The 18,990-nt window shown below is 72.6% G+C and carries 16 protein-coding genes; 14 read left to right on the forward strand and 2 right to left on the reverse strand.

Going from position 1 to position 18,990, the window contains the following annotated elements; translation table 11 throughout:
* The first annotated feature begins 43 nt into the window (after positions 1 to 43).
* From DTL70_RS17055 to DTL70_RS17100, 10 genes are all read left to right on the forward strand, one after another.
* Positions 44 to 973, forward strand: a complete 930-nt coding sequence (locus DTL70_RS17055; protein ID WP_114023173.1) for a sugar kinase — start codon at positions 44 to 46, stop codon at positions 971 to 973.
* A gap of 100 nt (positions 974 to 1,073) precedes the next feature.
* Complete coding sequence (locus DTL70_RS17060) at positions 1,074 to 1,724, forward strand: bifunctional 4-hydroxy-2-oxoglutarate aldolase/2-dehydro-3-deoxy-phosphogluconate aldolase (RefSeq protein WP_114022822.1); 651 nt, start codon at positions 1,074 to 1,076, stop codon at positions 1,722 to 1,724.
* A gap of 171 nt (positions 1,725 to 1,895) precedes the next feature.
* Positions 1,896 to 3,128 carry a cytochrome P450 family protein gene (locus tag DTL70_RS17065; RefSeq protein ID WP_114022823.1) on the forward strand — a complete coding sequence of 411 codons (1,233 nt, stop codon included), beginning with the start codon at positions 1,896 to 1,898 and terminating at the stop codon, positions 3,126 to 3,128.
* A 214-nt stretch (positions 3,129 to 3,342) separates the two neighbouring features.
* Positions 3,343 to 3,837, forward strand: a complete 495-nt coding sequence (locus tag DTL70_RS17070; protein WP_114022824.1) for a GNAT family N-acetyltransferase — start codon at positions 3,343 to 3,345, stop codon at positions 3,835 to 3,837.
* Between the two features lie 126 nt (positions 3,838 to 3,963).
* Positions 3,964 to 4,683 (forward strand): GntR family transcriptional regulator, encoded by a 720-nt coding sequence (locus DTL70_RS17075; RefSeq protein ID WP_114023174.1) that lies wholly within the window; start codon positions 3,964 to 3,966, stop codon positions 4,681 to 4,683.
* A gap of 323 nt (positions 4,684 to 5,006) precedes the next feature.
* Complete coding sequence (locus tag DTL70_RS17080; protein WP_114022825.1) at positions 5,007 to 5,972, forward strand: sugar ABC transporter substrate-binding protein; 966 nt, start codon at positions 5,007 to 5,009, stop codon at positions 5,970 to 5,972.
* The gene (locus DTL70_RS17085) at positions 5,969 to 7,072 is read left to right on the forward strand and encodes an ABC transporter permease (RefSeq protein ID WP_245979422.1); all 1,104 of its coding nucleotides are present in this window, start codon (positions 5,969 to 5,971) and stop codon (positions 7,070 to 7,072) included. Before DTL70_RS17080 ends, DTL70_RS17085 begins: the two co-directional genes overlap by 4 nt.
* Positions 7,069 to 7,935, forward strand: a complete 867-nt coding sequence (locus tag DTL70_RS17090; RefSeq protein ID WP_245979423.1) for an ATP-binding cassette domain-containing protein — start codon at positions 7,069 to 7,071, stop codon at positions 7,933 to 7,935. Before DTL70_RS17085 ends, DTL70_RS17090 begins: the two co-directional genes overlap by 4 nt.
* A gap of 195 nt (positions 7,936 to 8,130) precedes the next feature.
* Positions 8,131 to 9,222, forward strand: coding sequence for an ROK family glucokinase (locus DTL70_RS17095; RefSeq protein ID WP_114017747.1), 1,092 nt, complete (start codon positions 8,131 to 8,133; stop codon positions 9,220 to 9,222).
* Positions 9,223 to 9,287: 65 nt separating this feature from the next.
* Positions 9,288 to 9,875 carry a hypothetical protein gene (locus DTL70_RS17100; RefSeq protein WP_114023177.1) on the forward strand — a complete coding sequence of 196 codons (588 nt, stop codon included), beginning with the start codon at positions 9,288 to 9,290 and terminating at the stop codon, positions 9,873 to 9,875.
* Between the two features lie 83 nt (positions 9,876 to 9,958).
* Here the strand turns inward: DTL70_RS17100 and DTL70_RS17105 are convergent, their stop codons facing one another.
* Positions 9,959 to 10,825: a helix-turn-helix transcriptional regulator gene (locus DTL70_RS17105; protein WP_114022826.1), complete on the reverse strand. Its 867-nt coding sequence runs from the start codon at positions 10,823 to 10,825 to the stop codon at positions 9,959 to 9,961.
* Positions 10,826 to 11,036: 211 nt separating this feature from the next.
* On the opposite strand from DTL70_RS17105, the gene DTL70_RS17110 reads away from it, so the two are divergent.
* The 3 genes from DTL70_RS17110 (at position 11,037) to DTL70_RS17120 (ending at position 14,021) form a co-directional block, all read left to right on the forward strand.
* Complete coding sequence (locus tag DTL70_RS17110) at positions 11,037 to 12,479, forward strand: MFS transporter (protein ID WP_281278711.1); 1,443 nt, start codon at positions 11,037 to 11,039, stop codon at positions 12,477 to 12,479.
* A gap of 169 nt (positions 12,480 to 12,648) precedes the next feature.
* Positions 12,649 to 13,341, forward strand: a complete 693-nt coding sequence (locus tag DTL70_RS17115; RefSeq protein WP_114022828.1) for a hypothetical protein — start codon at positions 12,649 to 12,651, stop codon at positions 13,339 to 13,341.
* On the forward strand, positions 13,338 to 14,021 hold the full coding sequence (locus DTL70_RS17120; protein ID WP_181860958.1) for a YkgJ family cysteine cluster protein: 684 nt from the start codon (positions 13,338 to 13,340) through the stop codon (positions 14,019 to 14,021). The genes DTL70_RS17115 and DTL70_RS17120 overlap by 4 nt, the downstream gene beginning before the upstream one ends.
* A gap of 60 nt (positions 14,022 to 14,081) precedes the next feature.
* Here DTL70_RS17120 and DTL70_RS17125 read toward each other — a convergent pair whose 3' ends face one another.
* Positions 14,082 to 17,396, reverse strand: a complete 3,315-nt coding sequence (locus DTL70_RS17125; protein WP_114022830.1) for a right-handed parallel beta-helix repeat-containing protein — start codon at positions 17,394 to 17,396, stop codon at positions 14,082 to 14,084.
* A gap of 327 nt (positions 17,397 to 17,723) precedes the next feature.
* Between DTL70_RS17125 and DTL70_RS17130 the strand changes: the two genes are divergently transcribed.
* Positions 17,724 to 18,938: a S8 family serine peptidase gene (locus tag DTL70_RS17130; protein ID WP_181860959.1), complete on the forward strand. Its 1,215-nt coding sequence runs from the start codon at positions 17,724 to 17,726 to the stop codon at positions 18,936 to 18,938.
* The last annotated feature ends 52 nt before the right edge of the window (positions 18,939 to 18,990 follow it).

An 18,990-nucleotide genomic window follows, 5' to 3' on the forward strand; every position in this document is an offset into this window, starting at 1 on the left:
ACCGGTGAGAAACGGTCCGGAAGCGGTCACGTGCGGTGAGGCCATGCTGCTCATGCTCGCCGAGCCCGGCCTTCCCCTGGAACGAGCGGCGCACTTCAGGCGTTCCGTCGCGGGCGCCGAGTCGAACGTCGCGGCGGGCCTCGCCAGGCTGGGCCACTGGGCCCGCTGGATCGGCAGGGTGGGGGACGACCCCGCGGGCGAGGCCGTTTTGCGGGAACTGCGCGCCGACGGCGTGGACGTCTCCTGCGCCGAGATGGACCCCGAGTCGCCCACCGGGCTGCTGCTGCGCGACAGCCACCCCCAGCGCGCCATCGACGTGCAGTACTACCGCACGGGCTCTGCGGCCTCGCTGCTCAGCCCGGCGCAGATCACCCCCGAGGCGCTGGCCGGGGTGCGGCTCGTCCACGTCACCGGCATCACGCCGATGCTCTCCGAGGACGCCGAACGCGCCACGCACGCCCTGATCGAGGGCGCCAGGCAGGCGGGTGCCACCGTCTCCTTCGACCCCAACGTCCGCCGCAAGCTGGGCACGGAACACGAGTGGATACGGCGCGTCGGCCCGCTGCTGCGCGAGGCCGATCTCGTCCTCGCGGGGGAGGACGAGCTGGAACTGCTGCTGGGCGCCGGCCCCGAGGAGGGCGCCAAGGCGCTGCTGACGCTGGGCCGCGCCGGCACGGTCGTCGTCAAGCACAGCGACCACAGCGCGGTCGCCCACACCGTCGAAGGACGCTGGCGGCAGGAGCCGTTCGACGTCCCGGTGGCCGACCCGGTGGGCGCGGGCGACGCGTTCGCCGCAGGCTGGCTCTCGGCCCGGCTGCGCGGGCTCGACCAGCAGCGCGCGCTCGCCGAGGCGGCGTGCGTGGCCGCGCTGGTCGTCCAGGCGCCGGGAGACACCGACGGGCTGCCCACGGCCGCGGGCCGCGACCGCGCGCTGGAGGCGTTCACCCGCGGCACCGATCCGGTCCACCGCTGAGCCCCGCACCCCGCGCCGGGTGACCGGCCGAGCCCGGCGATCCGCCGGGCGAAGGCCGGAGTCCCGGCGTCCGACAGACCAAGAGAGGCGGCGAACTGCCGTGTACCGCTGGGAGATCACCAAAGCAGCGCTGGAACAGCGCGTCTTCGCCATCGTGCGCGCGGACAGCTACGAGAAGGCCACCGCCACCGCCGACACCCTCCTCGGCGCCGGACTGACCAGCATGGAGATCTCGCTGACCACGCCGTACGCGTTCGACGCGATCACCACGCTGCGGCGCGAGACCGGCGAGGAGACCGTGATCGGCGCCGGAACCGTCCTGGACGGGCCCTCAGCGCGGCGTGCCGTGGACGCGGGCGCGCACTTCCTCGTCTCGCCCAGCCTGGACGAGGAGGTCATACGGACGGGACACCGCTACGGCGCGCCGGTCTTCCCCGGGGTCGCCACGCCCACCGAGATGGTCCGGGCGCTGGAGATGGGCGCCGACGGCCTCAAGCTCTTCCCGGCCTCGGCCCACGGCCCCCGCTGGCTGCGGGACGTGACCGCGGCGCTGCCCCAGGCCCCGGTGCTGCCCACCGGAGGCGTCACGGTGGAGACGGCGCCCGAGTGGATCGCCGCGGGGGCCGTGGCCTGCGGCATGGGCTCGGCGCTCACGGAGGGCGACCGCGACGCGGTGGGCAAGCGCGTCACGGAACTGCTCCAGAGCCTCGCCGACGCGGCGCCCTCCGGCGCCCAGGGCTCCTACCGCTGACCCGTTCGACTCGCGGCCGACCCGTCCGGCTCGCCCCCGGCCTCCTCCAGCCGACCCGTGCGGCCGGCGGCCGTGCCGCCACCCGTGCGGCCTGCGGCCCGGCCGCAGGTCACCTGGCCGGATCACGTCAGTGGAACGCCTCGCTCCGCCTGCGGTCCGTACGATCGCGCCATGGCTGACCTGAGCGTGATGGAGCTGAGCCCGAACGCGGACGGCATCGTCGACTTGGCGGCGCTGGGGGAGGAGTTCGTCCGCGACCCCTACCCCTTCTATGCCGCGCTGCGCGAGCGCGGTCCCGTGCACCGCGTCCGCATCCCCGAAGGCGCCCTCGCCTGGATGGTGGTCGGGCACGACGCGGCGCGCGCCGCCCTGGCCGACGACCGGCTCTCCAAGAACTGGGCCAACGCCGCGCCGGAGGCGGGAGCCAACTCCGTCTCCTCCGGCTACCACATGCTGATCGCCGACCCCCCGGACCACACGCGGCTGCGCAAACTGGTCGCCCGGGAGTTCACCACGCGCCGGATCGCGGCGCTGGAGCCGCGCATCCGCGAGATCACCGGGGAACTGCTGGACGCCCACCTGGCCGGCGCGGGAGGCCGGGCCGACCTGGTGGCGGCGCTGGCCTTCCCCCTGCCGATCACCGTGATCTGCGAACTGCTCGGCGTCCCCGGGCTGGACCGCGACCGCTTCCGCGAGTGGTCGGACAAAGCGCTGGGCATCGCCCCTCGGGAGGAGAAGACCGTCCACGCGCAAGCCCTGAGCGGCTACCTCGCCGAGCTGCTGGAGCACCGCAGGTCCCAACCGGGCGACGACCTGCTCAGCGCCCTGATCCGCACCAGCGACGAGGACGGCGACCGGCTCGACGAGCAGGAACTGCTCGGTATGGCCTGGCTGCTGCTGGTCGCCGGGTACGAGACGACCGTCGGGCTCATCGCCAACGGCACCCTCGCGCTGCTGCGCCACCCCGACCAGCTGGCCGCGCTGCGCGCCGACCCGGCGTTGCTGGAGGGCGCGGTCGAGGAGATGCTGCGCTACGACGGCCCGGTGGAGACCACCACCTACCGGTTCACCACCGAGCCCGTCGAGATCGGCGGCACGCTGATTCCCGGCGACGGCCAACTGGTCCTTCCGGTGCTGGCCGACGGCGACCACGACCCGGCGCGCTTCCCCGGCGGCGACACCTTCGACATCCGCCGCGCCCCACGCGGCCACCTCGCCTTCGGCCACGGCCTGCACTTCTGTCTGGGCGCCCCACTGGCCCGCCTCGAGGCGCGGGTGGCCGTCGGCATGCTGCTGGAGCGCACCAGCGCCCTGGAGCTGGACGCGGATCCGGCCACACTCAGGTGGCGGGAGGGCGTGCTGCTGCGGGGGGTCAAGACCCTGCCGGTGCGCTGGGAACGGTGAGGAGCGCCGCGACGGCCTCGCGACCGGCCCGGCGACCCGTACGGCGGCCGGTACGGTCGGAGGGTTCCCGGGCCGGTGGCGGCAACCGGACGGTGTGCTGTTGCCGATGGCGGTCCGGTGGGCCGCGTGCGGCGCGCACGTCCTGCCCTTCGCGGGTTCGGGGAAGGTCGGTGAGGACCCCCAGTGGTCTGGACCGGCTGCGTAGGCTACGGACATGCGGATCAGCCAGTGCCGGGAAGAAGACGTCGAGACGCTCGATGCGCACATGCCTTTCCGGGGGGCGACCTCGCACCACGGAGTGCGCTGGGCCCGGCAGCGGGACGGCCGCGGCACCTTCCTGGTGGCCTGGCGGGAGGAGCGTCCGGTGGGCAGCTGCGAAGTCCGCTGGGAGGGGTGTGCGGCTCCCGAAGTGCGCGCCGTCCACCCCGACTGTCCGGAGGTGAACGGGCTGGGGGTGTGGCCCGAGACGCTGCGCTCCCAGGGCATCGGCACGGCCCTCATCAAGGAGGCGGAGCGGCTGGCCACCGGGCGCGGGTGCCGGGCGATCGGGCTGGGCGTGGAGAAGAACAACCCCCGCGCGCACGCGCTCTACGACCGCCTGGGCTACCGGCCCTCCACGCCGTACCTCGACTGCTGGAGCTACGAGGACGGCGCGGGCGTCACGCACAAGGTGGCCGACGCGTGCGTGTTCATGGTCAAGCGCTTCTAGCGCGTGGCCGACGTCACGTGCGGTTGTCCTTTCGTCCTGACAATCGAATGTACGGTTTCGGGGCGCCCGGAAGACCACTACGCTCCCCTCGTGCCCAAGAATGATCCGGTGGACCTGCAGCTGAGCGTGGACCGAGCGAGTCCCGTCCCGCTCTACTTCCAGCTTTCCCAGCAACTGGAGAGCGCCATCGAGCGCGGCAAGCTCGCCCCGGGGAGCCTGCTGGGGAACGAGATCGAGCTGGCGGGGCGCCTCGGTCTCTCCCGCCCGACCGTCAGGCAGGCCATCCAGTCGCTGGTGGACAAGGGGCTGCTGGTGCGGCGGCGCGGCATCGGTACCCAGGTGGTGCACAGCCAGGTCAGGCGCCCCATGGAGCTGAGCAGCCTCTACGACGATCTGGAGGCGGCCGGGCAGCGGCCGGCCACGCGGGTGCTGCGGGAGAGCGTGGGGGAGGCCACGGCCGAGGTCGCCGCCGCGCTGGGGGTGCCGGAGGGGGCGGAGGTCAGGTCGGTGGAACGGCTGCGGCTCACCCACGGTGAACCGATGGCCTACATGCGCAACCACCTGCCGGCGGATCTGCTTCCCCTGGAGCGTGCCGATCTGGAAGCCACGGGGCTCTACCGGCTGATGCGGGCGGCCGGGGTGACGCTGCACTCCGCGCGGCAGGCCGTGGGGGCCAAGGCCGCCGACGCCGCGGAGGCCGAGCTGCTGGGGGAGGAGCAGGGTGCTCCGCTACTGACGATGCAGCGCACCACCTACGACGACACCGGGCGCCCCGTCGAATACGGCGCGCACCTCTACCGTGCCTCCCGCTACGCGTTCGACTTCCAGCTCCTGGTCCGCCCGTGACCGTCCTGCGCAGGGGGCCGGCGCCTGCTTGTTGACGGGCACCGCGTGGGCCGCTACAACACGGCCATGGCGAACAGGCATCCGGCCCGTCCGTCACGTTCCGGCCACGGTGACGGATACTTGTGCGAAGATCCGGGGCCTTCCTCCCGGCAGTGTCCGTAGTCCGTACCGATCCTCCAGCCAGAGAGCAGAACAGGGTGGCCAGCGTGCTCAGGTCCCGGCTCACGTCCCGTACGTCCCGTGCGGGCAGGCAGCCCCGTACGGGCAGGTCGTCCCGTACGGGGCGCGCTCCCGTGCGTACGACAGCCGCTGTGGTGGCCGCGATGGTCGTCGCGACGGCCTCGCTCGCCGGGTGCAGCAGCACCGGGGGCAAGCGGGCCGAGGAGGCCCGGCAGCAGGCCGCCTCGGGGAAGGCGAACGTCACCACGCCCCGCTGGAAGTTCGCCATGGTCACGCACTCCGGTGACGGCGACACCTACTGGGACATCGTGCAGAGCGGCGCCAAGCAGGCCGCCGCCAAGGACAACATCGAGTTCCTCTACTCGCACGACAAGGAGGCGGGCCGCCAGGCCCAGCTCGTCCAGACCGCGATCGACAAGAAGGTCGACGGGCTGATCGTCACCCTCGCCAAGCCGGACGCGATGAAGAAGGTCGTGAAGAAGGCGGTCAAGGCGGGCATACCCGTCATCACGATCAACTCCGGCCAGGAGGTCTCCCAGGACTTCGGCGCACTCACCCACATCGGCCAGGACGAGACGCTGGCCGGCGAGGCCGTCGGCCGCGAGCTCAACGAGCGCGGGAAGAAGAAGGCGCTCTGCGTCCTCCACGAGCAGGGCAACGTCGGCCACGAACAGCGCTGCGACGGCATCGAGAAGACCTTCGACGGCAAGGTCGAGGACCTGTACGTGGACGGCACCAACATGCCGGGCGTGCAGTCCTCCGTCGAGGCCAAGCTCCAGTCCGACAAGAAGGTCGACTCCGTGGTGACGCTCGGCGCCCCCTTCGCCGCCACCGCCGCGGAGGCCAAGAAGGACTCCGGCAGCGACGCCGAGATCGACACCTTCGACCTCAACGCCAAGGTCGCCGCGGGCCTCAAGGACGGCACCATCGGCTTCGCCGTCGACCAGCAGCCCTACCTGCAGGGCTATCAGGCCGTCGACCTGCTGTGGCTCTACCGCTACAACGCCGACATGCTCGGCGGCGGCAAGCCCGTGCTCACAGGACCGCAGATCCTCACCAAGAAGGACGCGGGCAAGCTGGAGGAGCTCACCAAGCGGGGGACCCGATGACGGCGACGACCGACCCGGGCAAGCCCGACTACGACGAGCCCGGCGACGGGCGTCAACAGCAGGACCCGCCGAGCCCGGCGGCCGCCGGGGACCGGCTCGTGCACCGCCCGCTGCCGGTGCGACTGCTGCGGCGGCCCGAGCTGGGCGCCGTCGTCGGCGCGCTCGCGCTGTTCGTCTTCTTCGCGTGCGTCGCCGACAGCTTCCTGCGGGCCTCCAGCCTCTCCACGGTCCTCTACTTCTCCTCCACGATCGGCATCATGGCGGTGCCGGTGGCGCTGCTGATGATCGGCGGAGAGTTCGACCTGTCGACCGGCGTGATGGTGACGTCCTCGGCGCTCATCTCCTCGATGTTCAGCTATCAGATGACGGCCAACACCTGGGTGGGTGTCGGGGTGTCGCTGCTGGTCACGCTGGGGATCGGGTTCTTCAACGGCTTCATGCTCACCCGCACCAAACTGCCCAGCTTCATCATCACGCTGGCCACCTTCCTGATGCTGACCGGCCTCAACCTGGGCCTCACCAAGGTGATCAGCGGCACCGTCACCACCAAGACCATCAGCGACATGGAGGGGTTCGACTCGGCCAGGGCCGTCTTCGCCTCCACGCTGACCCTCGGCAGCGTCCACATCCAGATCACCGTGCTGTGGTGGCTGCTGCTGGTGGCCGTCGCCACCTGGATCCTGCTGCGCACCAGCGCCGGCAACTGGATCTTCGCCGTCGGCGGCGGGGTGGACGCGGCCCGCGCCGTCGGCGTCCCGGTCGCGCGCACCAAGATCGGCCTGTATCTGGGCGTCGCCTTCGCGGCCTGGATCTCCGGCCAGCACCTGCTCTTCAACTACGACACCGTCCAGTCCGGCGAGGGCGTAGGCAACGAGCTGATCTACATCGCGGCCGCCGTCATCGGCGGCTGCCTGCTGACCGGGGGCTACGGCTCGGCCATCGGCGCCGCCGTGGGCGCCTTCATCTTCGGCATGGCCAACAAGGGCATCATCTACGCGCAGTGGAACCCCGACTGGTTCAAGTTCTTCCTCGGGGCCATGCTGCTGCTGGCCACCCTGCTGAACGCGTGGATCCGGAAGCGGGCGGAGGCGACCCGATGACTGAGCAGACCCGCCAGTACGAGCAGAACCAGCAGGACGAGCAGACCCGGCGAGCCGGTCGGGTCCAGCAGGACGCGCAGCCCGGGGACGCGGAGGCGCCGCTCGTCGAGCTGACCGGTGTGGCCAAGTTCTACGGCAACATCCGGGCGCTGGAGGACATCTCCCTCACCGTCCGTCCCGGCGAGATCACCTGCGTCCTCGGCGATAACGGGGCGGGCAAGTCCACCCTGATCAAAATCATCTCCGGGCTCCACCAGCACGACGGCGGCACCTTCCGCGTCCAGGGCGAGGAGACCCGCCTCGCCTCCCCGCGCGAGGCGCTGGACCGCGGCATCGCCACCGTCTACCAGGACCTGGCCGTCGTGCCCCTGATGCCCGTGTGGCGCAACTTCTTCCTCGGCTCGGAGCCGACTGTCGGCCGCGGACCGCTGCGCCGCATGGACGTGGCGCGCATGCGGCGCACCACCCACAGCGAGCTGCTGCGCATGGGTATCGACCTGCGCGACGTCGACCAGCCCATCGGCACCCTGTCGGGCGGCGAGCGGCAGTCCGTCGCCATCGCGCGGGCCGTGCACTTCGGGGCGAAGGTGCTGGTGCTGGACGAGCCGACGGCCGCACTCGGCGTCAAGCAGAGCGGCGTCGTCCTCAAGTACGTCGCCGCCGCTCGGGACGCGGGCCTGGGAGTGGTCCTCATCACACACAACCCGCATCACGCCTACCTCGTGGGTGACCGCTTCGTCCTGCTCAAGCGCGGCGCCATGGCCGGCGCCTACGAGCGTGACGAGCTGGAGCTGGAGGAGCTGGTGCGCCAGATGGCGGGCGGCTCGGAGCTGGAGGAGCTCAGCCACGAGCTGGAACGCTGAGCGCGGGGCCGGGGCCGGGGCCGACCGGCCCGGGACCGGGCGACGTACCGTTGATCCCTGGCAGAATCGAGCCCGCCCGTAAGACCCCTCCCAGAGAGACGACCACTCTTGAACGCGGACAGCTTCCAGCGAGAAGACAGGGCAGACAGGGCAGACAGGGTCTACCGACGGCGCACCGCTCCCAGTGCGAGTGTCCTGAGAACGGTCAGCACCCGTGAGCGCCGCTCGCACCTGTCGGCTCCCCGCGTGCCGACCGTCGGCATCGACATCGGCGGCACGAAGGTCATGGCGGGCGTCGTGGACGCGGACGGCGCCATCCTGGAGAAGGTGCGCGCCGAGACCCCCGAGAAGTCCAAGAGCCCCAAGGTCGTCGAGGACACCATCGCCGAGCTGGTGCTGGACCTCTCCGACCGGCACGACGTGCACGCGGTGGGCATCGGCGCGGCGGGCTGGATCGACGCGGACCGCTCCCGCGTGCTGTTCGCGCCGCACCTGGCCTGGAGAGACGAACCCCTCAAGGACGCCCTCACGGCACGGCTCGCCGTCCCGGTGATGGTCGACAACGACGCGAACACGGCGGCGTGGGGGGAGTGGCGCTTCGGCGCGGGCCGCGGCGAGGACCACCTCGTCATGATCACGCTCGGGACGGGTATCGGCGGCGCGATCCTGGAGGACGGCCGCGTCAAACGCGGCAAGTACGGAGTGGCCGGCGAGTTCGGTCACATGCAGGTGGTGCCGGGCGGCCACCGCTGCCCGTGCGGCAACAGAGGGTGCTGGGAGCAGTACAGCTCGGGCAACGCGCTGGTGCGGGAGGCCCGGGAGCTGGCGGCGGCCGAGTCGCCCGTCGCGTACGGGATCATCGACCGGGTCGGCGGCCAGGTCGGCGACATCACAGGACCGCTCATCACGGAGCTGGCCCGCTCCGGCGACGCCATGTGCACGGAGCTCTTCCACGAGGTCGGCAACTGGCTCGGGGTGGGCCTGGCCAACCTCGCCGCGGCCCTCGACCCGTCCTGCTTCGTCATCGGGGGAGGCGTCAGCGCCGCCGACGAACTGCTGATCGACCCGGCCAAGGAGGCCTTCCGCCGCCAGCTGACCGGCCGCGGCTACCGCCCCGAGGCCCGTATCGTGAAGGCACAGCTGGGTCCCGAGGCAGGTATGGTCGGTGCCGCGGACCTCGCCCGGCTGGTGGCCCGCCGCTTCCGCCGGGCCAACCGCCGCCGCCTGGAGCGCTACGAGCGCTACGAGCGCGCGGCCGACAACCTGCGCCGCGCGGTGGGCCAGTGACCGTGGCGGCCACGCCCGACGACCCGTCCACCCCACCCTCCCCGACGCCTGAGACGCCGAGCGCCATGCCGTACAAGGACGCCAGCCCCCGCCCCTACGAGCCCCACACCAGGCCCCCGCACCGCCCGCGGCACCGGGTCTTCGTGCTGGTGATCGTCGTGCTGCTGATCGCGCTGCCGGCCGGATACCTGGTGCAGTCCGCGTTCCAGAGCCGCGCCAGCGGCAAGGACAAGGAGCGCGCGGCCGCCTCCACGAGCCTCACCTACGGCCGCCCGCCCAAGGTCAGCCAGCGGATCTACGACGTCCCCGTGCCGCTCTCGGCGACGCGCGTCGCCTTCTACGAGACGAACGCGTGGGAGAAGAGCACCATGTGGGTGCAGTTCCGCACCAGCCCCAAGAGGCTGGAGCAGTTTTTGGACGAGGTGGGCAGCGACACGGCGGAACCGGCGAAGCCCGTGAAGCTGCACAAGGGCCGGGTGGCCGTCACCGGCAAGCTGGCCACCGAGGTCGGCTGGCGGTTCGACGAGCCGAAGAGCCACTACTTCAGCGCTGTGCACGAGCAGCCCAAGAGCAAGCCGGACCTGAAGATCACCGTGGACATGACGTACAAGAAGCGCCCACGCGTTTACGTCGTGTCCAGCACGCGCTTCTGACCACCGGGCCGGCCCGCGGCGGGGTCCGGCGACTGCGGCGACGCCTGGATCGCCCGCTGCACCGACCACACCGATGACACCGGCTACACCGACTCCACCGGCTGGGCCGACAGCAGCGTGCGCAGCCGTTGCCGGGTGCCGGTGCCCGGCTGCGGCAGCAGCAGGACGACGTGCAGGTCGGGGTCGTCGGCGATCCGCACCGTCGTGCGCTGGAACACCAGCCGGCCGCCGCGCGGATGCTCGACGACCTTCTCGCCCAGTGCGGTGTCCCGCACCTCCTGCCGGGCCCACAGCCGGGCGAAGGCGGGGCTGTGCTCGGACAGCCGCCGCACGAGCGCGGCGAAGCCCGGGTCTTCCGGGTAGCGGGCCGCGTCCGACCGGAACTCGGCGACCAGCGACGGCGCCATCGACTCCCACTCCGGCAGCGCACGGTGCGGGCCCTGCCGCGTCAGGAACCCGTCCAGGCAGCTGTGCAGCGTCGGTACCTCACCGAACAGCGCCTCGACCGCGGTGTTGCCGTGCAGATAGCGCCAGTACCGGTCCAGGACGTACGCCGGGCCCGGCGCCCACTCCTCGACGAGGGCCACCACGTGCTGCGGCAGTCGCGGGGCCGACGAGTCGGCGGCCCGGCGCGGGGCGGGGGCCGGCGTGTGGCCGGCCAGTCGGTACAGGTGCGCCCGCTCGGTGTCGTCGAGCCGCAGCGCCGAACTGACGGCGTCCAGAATGCTGGTGGTGACGGTGATCCGGCGGCCCTGCTCGAGCCACGTGTACCAGGTGAGCCCGATACCCGCGAGCGAGGCGACCTCCTCACGCCGCAGCCCCGGGGTGCGGCGCCTTCCCGACGTCGGCAGACCCACCTCCTGGGGGGACAGCCGGGCTCTGCGGCTGCGCAGGAAGTCCCGCAGATCGTCCCGCCGTTGTTCCGACTCCGCTCCTCGGGTGGTGGTCACGGCAACAGCATAAAGGGCAACTTGGCCCGCACCACGGGGCCCGCGAAACTGATGCGGTACCGGACGGGCGTCAAAGCCGGGGGCGGTATCCGGCATCCGGCACAGCGGTTCAGCGCGGCGGTAGGCCGCTGCCTCCCCGCCTTTTCGGGCACGTCTCGCCGCCGCGTCGAATCAGTGAAAGGCCATCGCGTTGTCCAACGAGCACAGAGTGGTGGAAACGGATGTTCCCGCTGAGCAGGAAAGGGGAAACAGCCCGGCGCCGCCCGCCGCGACCACCGCGCAATGGGGTGCGGTATGGATCCTGTTACTCGGCGCCTTCATGGGATTTCTCGATATCTTCATCGTGAACGTGGCCAATCCGTCGATCCAAGCGGAAATGCATGCCTCGTTCGCCGACATTCAACTGGTGCCGACCGGCTACACGCTCGCCTACGGCGCCGGCCTGGTCGCCGGTGGCAGGCTCGGCGACATCTTCGGCCGCCGCCGGGTCTTCCTGGTGGGTGTCGTCGTCTTCGCTCTCACCTCCGTCGCCTGTGCCGCCGCGCAGAGCCCCGGTTTCCTCATCGGGGCCCGCATCGCCCAGGGGCTGGGCGCCGCCGTGATGCTGCCGCAGGTGCTGGCGCTCATTCAGGTGACGTTCCGGCGCGACGAGGAGCGCGAGCGCGCCATCGGCCTGTACGGGGCGGTCATCGGCATCGGCGTCGTCGCCGGACAGATCGTCGGCGGTTTCCTGATCGAGTGGGACGTCGCCGGCCTGGGCTGGCGCTCGGTCTTCCTGGTGAACGTGCCGCTGTGCGTCATCACTCTTGTCGGAGCGTCGGCACTGGTGCGCGACCCCGGTGAGCGGACCCCGACGAAGCTGGACCTGGTCGGCGTCGTCCTGTTGGGCGCCGGCCTGCTGGGCCTGGTGCACGGGCTGGTCATCGGCGCCGAGCAGGGCTGGACGGGCCCGCGCGTGGGCGAGATGGCCGGCGGCGTGGTGCTGCTGGCGCTGTTCATCCTGTGGGAGCGCCGGGTGGCCGCGGGGGCCGAGGCGCCGCTGCTGCCGCCGCGGCTGTTCAAGCAGCGCGGCTTCTCCCTGGGGCTGCCCACGGCGCTGTGCTTCTACGGCGTCAACGGCGCGTTCGTCTTCCTGCTGGCGTTCCACCTCCAGCAGGCCCAGGACTTCACCCCGCTCCAGTCCGCCCTCACCTTCACCCCGATGGCGCTCCTCACCTCGGTCTTCTCCGTGCTGCGCGGCAAGCTCGTGGCCCGCTGGGGCCGGCGGGTGGTACCCGGCGGCGCGCTCGCGATGGCGCTCGGCCTGGGCCTGGTGTGGGTCGGCGTCGACCTGGTGGAGGGCACCGGCCCGGCGGCGGCCCTGATGCCGGGGCTGGTGCTGTACGGCGCCGGCGGCGGCATCGTGGCCACCTCGCTGATCGGTGTGGCTCTCTCCGGTGTGGCCCCGGCCGACGCGGGCGCCGCCTCCGGCGGCATCCTCACCGCCGTCCAGGTGTCGGAGGCCGCGGGGGTGGCCGGTATCGGCGCCCTGTTCGCGGCGCTGGCGGCCGGCCACGGCGAGGTCAGCGGCTTCGCGGTGTCCGTCGGGGTGCTCGCCGTCCTCTCCCTGCTGACGGCGCTGCTGCTCGCCTTGCTCTCCCGCCCGGCGCGCTGAGAACGGGCCGCGGGGGCAGGGGACTCGGCCGGACCGCTCTTGGGGGAGTCGATCGACTACGCTCGCTGGCGGCCACCTGAGCCGAGCCGGGCCGGTGGTGGCCTGGCCGCACCGGTGGAACCGGTCGCCCTCCGGGCGCGGAGGTAAACGGAGGTTAGGGGAGCATGGTTTGATAGCGGACAGTACTCGGAGTGCCGACGGCGAGTGGCAGTCCACCCGCGCGAAGAACCTCTGTTATCGCGGCCCGCGCCTGGTCACCGGCGCGGACATCGTCCGCATCTCACGGACTCTCGCCCTGGAGCCGTGGCATTTCACCCAGGCCGCACCGGCCGCCGCCAACGACCCGACCGGGGTCGTGTTGGACAACGCGCGGCGCCGGGTGAACGTGCGGCTCGCCAACGCCGCTCACGGCTGCGTCTTCCACGTCGTCACCCTGGAGGGCACCGGACGCTGCGGACTGGGCGAACTGGCGCCGCTCTCCTGCCGGATGTTCCCCGCCGTCCCCGGCCGCGCCGACCGCGACGGCACGGCAGAGGCCGACCGCGACGGCGCGCCGGAGGGGGAAGAGAAGGCGGCCGGGGGCACGGACGCCGTACAGGACGCCGTCGGGGACGAGGGAGAGGGCGGGGACGGCAGCGCGCTCGGGCTGCCAGGGCGCCCGCTCGACGCGGAGGGTCTGGCGCGGGCGGAGCGGCGGTGGGCCGCCGACCGCGACCAGTGGTTCGAGATCGTCGCGCACTGGAACGCCCTGGCGGAGAAGACCGACGACCCGCCCGGTGTCGAGGACTTCCAGCGCTATCTACTGGAGGCGCACGCGGCCTGCGAGGCCGGTGCCCCCTGGCCCGAGGAGGTGGTCGCGTGAGCGGCTCGGGAGCCAACCTGGCCGGCTGTGCCTCCTGCAAGGGGCGCTGCTGCCGGGAGTACACCGTGAACGTGACCCTCGACGACGTGCGCAGGCTGGCCGCTGGAATGGCCCTCCACCCACGGGAGTTCGTCACCCTCAAGGAGAAGGAGGACGGCGACTTCCGGTTCCGGCCCGGCGGCCCGCTGTACGACCTCCGGCTCCGCCACCGGCCGGACACCCAAGGGTGCGTGTTCCTGATGGAGATCGCCCCCGGGCACGCGCGCTGCGGCGCGTACGTCCACCGCCCGCGGGTGTGCGCGAACTTCCCGACCTCCCTGACGGGGAACACGTTGTCCATCCGCGAGAACACCCTGTGCGGCGACTCGGACTCGTGGAACCTCACGGCGATGGACCTGCCGGCGCTGCGGGCGAACATCATGCGCAACCGGGCGGCCTGGGGCGAGCACCTGCGGCGGGCCGAGCAGTGGAACGCCCGGGTCGACCGAGGGCACCGGGCGCTGTCGGAGGACGCCTTCTACGACTTCGTCCTCACGCCGGAGCAGCCGGAGGAGAAGGCCGCTGCCACTGCGGAAGAGGGCGCGGCCACGGCCGCCGGCCAGAACGCCGCCGCCCGGGACGCCGCCGCCCAGGACGCTGTTGGTCGGGGCGCCGACGGTCCGGCACACGCCTCCGCCTGACCGAGGCCGCTCCCCGGGCCCGGGCCTGCGAAGGCCGGGCCCGTCGGCGGGTGGGCCGGGTCAGCCGGCGGGCTGCGGGGAGGACGCCGGCAGGTCGTCCGGGAGCAGCAGCCGCAGGTCCTCCAGGCCCGGGGTGGCGATCGTGCCGATGCGGCGGGCCTGTCGCGTCATCATCGACTCCAACAGCTGGCGGGCGGCGCGCGCGTTGCCGAAGGAGCGGTCGCGCGGGATCAGCTCCACGTAGCCGCGCAGCGCCTCCAGGGTCTCCTCCGGACAGTCGTAGCCGGACTTGGAGGCGTACATGTTCATGATGGTGACCAGCTCTTCCGCGGAGTAGTGCTCGAACTCCACGGTGCGGCTGAAGCGGGACGCCAGGCCCGGGTTGGAGCCCAGGAAGCGCCGCATCTCGTCGGTGTAGCCGGCGGCGATGACGACGACCTCGTCGCGGTGGTCCTCCATCAGTTTCAGCAGCGTGTCGACGGCCTCCTGGCCGAAGTCGGAGCCCGAGCCCTCGGGGGTGAGGGTGTACGCCTCGTCGATGAACAGCACACCGCCGAAGGCCCGTTCGAAGACCTCCTTGGTGAGCTGCGCGGTGTGTCCCACGTACCGCCCCACCAGGTCGGCACGCGCCACCTCCACGAGCTGACCGGTGTTCAGCACGCCCAGGGAGTGCAGCAGATCCGCGTAGAGGCGGGCGACGGTCGTCTTGCCGGTGCCGGGCGGGCCGGAGAAGATCAGGTGGTGGCTGATCCGCGGGATGGGCAGCCCCGCGGCCTGCCGCTTGCGCGTGGCCTCCAGCAGGTTCACCAGGTCCGTCACCTCGTGCTTGACGGCGGCGAGGCCGACCATGGAGTCGAGTTCGGCCAGCAGGTCCTGGGAGCTGCGTGCCGTGTCGCCGCCGCTGATCGTCTCGTCGTCTGCGACATCGGCCGGGAGCAGCAGCGACAGGTCCGCCTCGGCCGGGTTGGCCATCGAGCCGAGCCGGAACGCCTGCCGGTCCACCATCTCCTCGAAGACGCGGCGGGCCGCGCGGCCGTTGCCGAACGTGGCGTCGCGCGGCATCCTCTCGTAGAGCCGCGCGAGAGCGTCCAGGGTGCTCGGGTCCAGCTCGTACCTGTGGGCCTCGCACATGGACTCGGTGATGGTGACGAGCTCTTCCACGGAGTAGTTGGCGAACTCGATGCTGCGGGTGAAGCGGGAGGCCAGACCGGGGTTGGAGCCGAGGAAGGTGTCCATCTGGTCGGTGTAGCCGGCGGCGATGACCACCACGTCGTCGCGGTGGTCCTCCATCAGCTTGAGCAGGGTGTCGATGGCCTCCTGCCCGAAGTCCGTGCCCGACCCCTTGCTGTCGGACAGCAGGGTGTAGGCCTCGTCGATGAACAGCACACCGCCGAGGGCCTCGTTGAACGCCTCGGTGGTCTTGATGGCCGTGCCGCCGATGATCTGGGCGACCAGATCGGCCCGGGAGACCTCGACCAGATGGCCGGAGCGCAGCACGCCGAGATCGGCGAGGATGCCGCCGTACAGCCGGGCGACGCTGGTCTTGCCGGTGCCGGGCGGGCCGGAGAAGACCAGGTGGCGGCTCATCGGCGGGGCCGGCATGCCGAGGCTGGCGCGGCGCTGGGCGAGTTGGTTGAGGTTGATCAGGGTGTGTACCTGGTGCTTGACGTCGGCCAGACCGATCAGCGACTCCAGCTCCTCCAGCGGGCCCTCGGGCTTCTTCGCGCCGCCGCCCGCGGGGCCGGCCTCGGCGCCGCCGAGGCCGATGTCCTCGCCCCAGGCGTCGGGGGACGCGTTGCCGCTGCTGTCCAGCTCCTCCACGGTGAGGCGGTCGCTGCCGCGTGACTGCCTGAGGCCCGCCCCGCGGTTGTCGCGGACCGTGCACCGGTCGAGGACGACCTTCTCGGCGCTGTCCACCCGGATGCCGTCGCCGGTGCTGCCGGTGACCTGGCACACCTCCAGGGACGCCTTCGCGCCCTCGGCGATCAGGACGCCGTGGGCACCGGCCTCGGACAGGCGGAGGCGCTGCGCGGCGATCTCGCCGCCGCTCTCCACGTGGAGGCCGACGGTGGCGCTGGAGGATATCTCGCAGTCGGACAGGGTGCCGCGGCCGTCGGCGCCGACCGAGACACCGGCCAGGGTGGTGCGGCGCACCGTCGTGTCGCGGACCTCCGGGGCGCCGCCGCCCGCGATGCGCAGACCGGCGCCCTCGGTGCCCTCGACGGTGCACCCCTCCAGCCGTCCGCGGCCGTCCTCGGCCACCTCAACGCCGTGGCCGCGCGCTTCGGCGATCCGTGCGCGGCTCAGCAGCGGATCGGCGTTGGTGCGGACGGAGACGCCGGCGCCGGCGGCGTCGACCACCTCCAACCGTTCGAACTCCGCCGAGGAGCCCTCCGCCAGCAGCACGGAGGCCGTCTTGTCGGCGCACTCGCGCACGGTGGTGCCGGTCAGCAGCGGCGCGCTGGAGCCGATCACGCGGATGGCCGGATCGGTGGCGGAGTTGAAGTCACAGTCCCGGAACGTGCCGCGGGAACGCTCGGTGACGGCGAGCCCGCTGCCCTTGGTACGGGAGGTGACGCAGCGCACCAGCTCCGGGTCGGCACCGGAGGAGAGGACGATGCCGGGTCCCGAGGTGTCGGTGACCGTGACCTCTTCGAGGGCCGGCCGGGAACTGCTGGTGATGTACACACCGACCGAGGTGTCGTGCACCCGGGCCCGCAGCACCTGGGTGGAGCACTTGCCCTCCAGCGCGATGGCGGGCTTCTCGGTGGCGGTCACCTCGCAGTCCTCCACCCGGCCCTGCGCCTCGCCGTTGGCGAGGATGCCGTTGCCCTGCGCGCCGCGCACCCGGCAGCCGCGTACGGTGGTGCGGGCCTGCTCGCCCAGGACGATGGCCGAGGTGCCCAGGTGTTCGAAGACGGAGTCGGCGACGACGCTCCCGGTGGGCGCGGTGTCCACCACGCCGGCGCCCTCGGGGTTGGAGATCCGGCAGTCCCGGATGGCCACCGATCCGTTCTCACGCGCCAGGACGGCCGTCCAGCCCGATCCCACGGCCGTGCAGCCGTCCATGGCCACCTGGCCGCGGGGCGCGTCCACCACGGGGAGGTCCTCGTTGCCGCCGCGCAGGGTCAGGTCGGTGAGCATCACGGCGTCCGCGACGAGTACCACGGCGGTGCCGCGTGACGGGCAGATCTCGACGCTGCCGCGCTCCCCGTCGCCGGCGATGGTGACGCGCGTGCGGACGGTGAGGTTCTCGCGGTATCGGCCGGGCCGGACGCGTATCACCGCACCTGCGCGAGCCTTCTCCAGGGCCTCGCCGATCGTCCGGAAGCCCTCCGGCTGGTCCGGACCGACCGTGAGCAACTGCCGTGACACGCTGGGACCTCCTCGTTGTGATGCCGTTGCCGGTCCCCTCGGTGGCCCCGAGCCCGGGCGGCCGGGGGAAGGTACAGGCACGCGATGAAGGCTACGGGAACCGTGGCACCGGCAGCCAGGTGCCTCCGCCACGGTGGCGGGCCCGTGCCCGAAGGTGAGCGGGTCCCTGCCCCCGCCCTAGTACGAAGGGTTGGGGGGGCCCATGACCTGGGTGCGGCACGACAGTTCGCCGCCGGACGCCCGTCGTCCCGCGGCGGTGTTGCCCGCGGGCGGGGGCCGCGGGAGCACGTTACCGTGTGGAGATGCCCTGCGCGTATCGTGCGCGGCATGCGACGTGCTCGTTCCCCTCGCCGCTCGGTAGGACGCGCGGTGGCCGCCACCCTGCTGGCCGCGGCGCCGCTGGCCGCTCAGACGCCACCCGCCGCCGCCGACTCCGTCCAACTGCCCGCCCTTCCCACGGCCCTGGCACCCGACGAGCCGTGCACGCCCGCTTCGAGCGAGACGGCGCGCGAGCAGACGTGGACCCGGCAGGCGCTGGGGCTGCGCCGCTCCTGGTCGCTGGCGGACGGCCACGGAGTGACCGTCGGCGTGGTGGACACCGGGGTCGGCACGGACATCCCGGCCCTCGAGGGGCGGGTGGAGGCGGTCGGCGATGCGGGCACCGACTGCGTGGGGCACGGTAGTTTCGCCGCCGGGCTGATCGCCGCCGCGCCCCGGCAGGGGGTGGGCGTGGCCGGGGCCGCGCCCGCGGCGCGCGTCCTGGCGGTGCGCGGCACCGACAAGCGCGGCAAGGCCGCGGCAAAGCAGCTCGCGGACGGTGTCAGGGCCGCGGTCGACGGCGGGGCGCGGGTCGTCTATGTGGGGCGCGCGGTGCCGGACGGCAAGGCGGAGCTGACCGCAGCCGTGGAGTACGCCACGCAGCACGACGCCCTGGTCGTCGCGCCGTTCGCCCCGGACGCCCTGCCGAAGGACAGCAGCACCGGCAGGACGAGCGAACCGGCGCCCCGGTACTGGCCCGCTGCGGCGCCCGGGGTGCTGTCGGTCATGGACTACGGCCCCGACGGCACCCGCCCGAAGGACGCCCCGCAGCTGAAGGGGGCGAAACTGGCGGCGCCCGGGGACGCGGTGGTCAGCGTCGGCCCCAGCGGATCGGGGCACTACATCGGCTCCGGTTCCTCGCTCGCGGCGGCGAACGTGGCCGGGGCGGCGGCGCTGGTGCGGTCGCGGAAGCCGAAGATGACGGCGGCCGAGGTCGCCCGGCAACTCGTCACGGCGGCGTACCCGGCGGTTCCGCCGCGGGTGGACCCGTATGCGGCGCTGACCGCCGTCCTTCCGGACAAGCAGGGCACGGTGCCCTCTCCGCCGCCGGCGAAGCTCCCGCCTCAGGCGTCCCCCCAGCCGCTCAACCGCGCGCTGCTGATCGCGGGCGCGGGCGGCACACTGGTGCTCCTGGTGGCGGGCGCGGCGGTGGTGATCCCCCGCGGCCGCGCCCGGGGATGGCGTCCCGCGGGCGGGGCTCCAGAGCGCGACTCGGCCACCTGACCGCCGTCCGGCCCTGCGGCGGCCGAGCCTCCCGAGTCGGCGGGTGGGAGGG

This window comes from Streptomyces diacarni, assembly GCF_003323715.1.
Taxonomy (GTDB): Bacteria; Actinomycetota; Actinomycetes; order Streptomycetales; family Streptomycetaceae; genus Streptomyces; species Streptomyces diacarni.

What these genes read in the sequence shown, in the direction of transcription:
- DTL70_RS17090 (WP_245979423.1), top strand. Translation starts at nt 7,069, where the DNA reads ATGACTGAGCAGACCCGCCAGTACGAGCAGAACCAGCAGGACGAGCAG.
- DTL70_RS17055 (WP_114023173.1), top strand. Translation starts at nt 44, where the DNA reads ATGCTGCTCATGCTCGCCGAGCCCGGCCTTCCCCTGGAACGAGCGGCG.
- DTL70_RS17065 (WP_114022823.1), top strand. Translation starts at nt 1,896, where the DNA reads ATGGCTGACCTGAGCGTGATGGAGCTGAGCCCGAACGCGGACGGCATC.
- DTL70_RS17070 (WP_114022824.1), top strand. Translation starts at nt 3,343, where the DNA reads ATGCGGATCAGCCAGTGCCGGGAAGAAGACGTCGAGACGCTCGATGCG.
- DTL70_RS17130 (WP_181860959.1), top strand. Translation starts at nt 17,724, where the DNA reads ATGCGACGTGCTCGTTCCCCTCGCCGCTCGGTAGGACGCGCGGTGGCC.
- DTL70_RS17080 (WP_114022825.1), top strand. Translation starts at nt 5,007, where the DNA reads ATGGTCGTCGCGACGGCCTCGCTCGCCGGGTGCAGCAGCACCGGGGGC.
- DTL70_RS17085 (WP_245979422.1), top strand. Translation starts at nt 5,969, where the DNA reads ATGACGGCGACGACCGACCCGGGCAAGCCCGACTACGACGAGCCCGGC.
- DTL70_RS17100 (WP_114023177.1), top strand. Translation starts at nt 9,288, where the DNA reads ATGCCGTACAAGGACGCCAGCCCCCGCCCCTACGAGCCCCACACCAGG.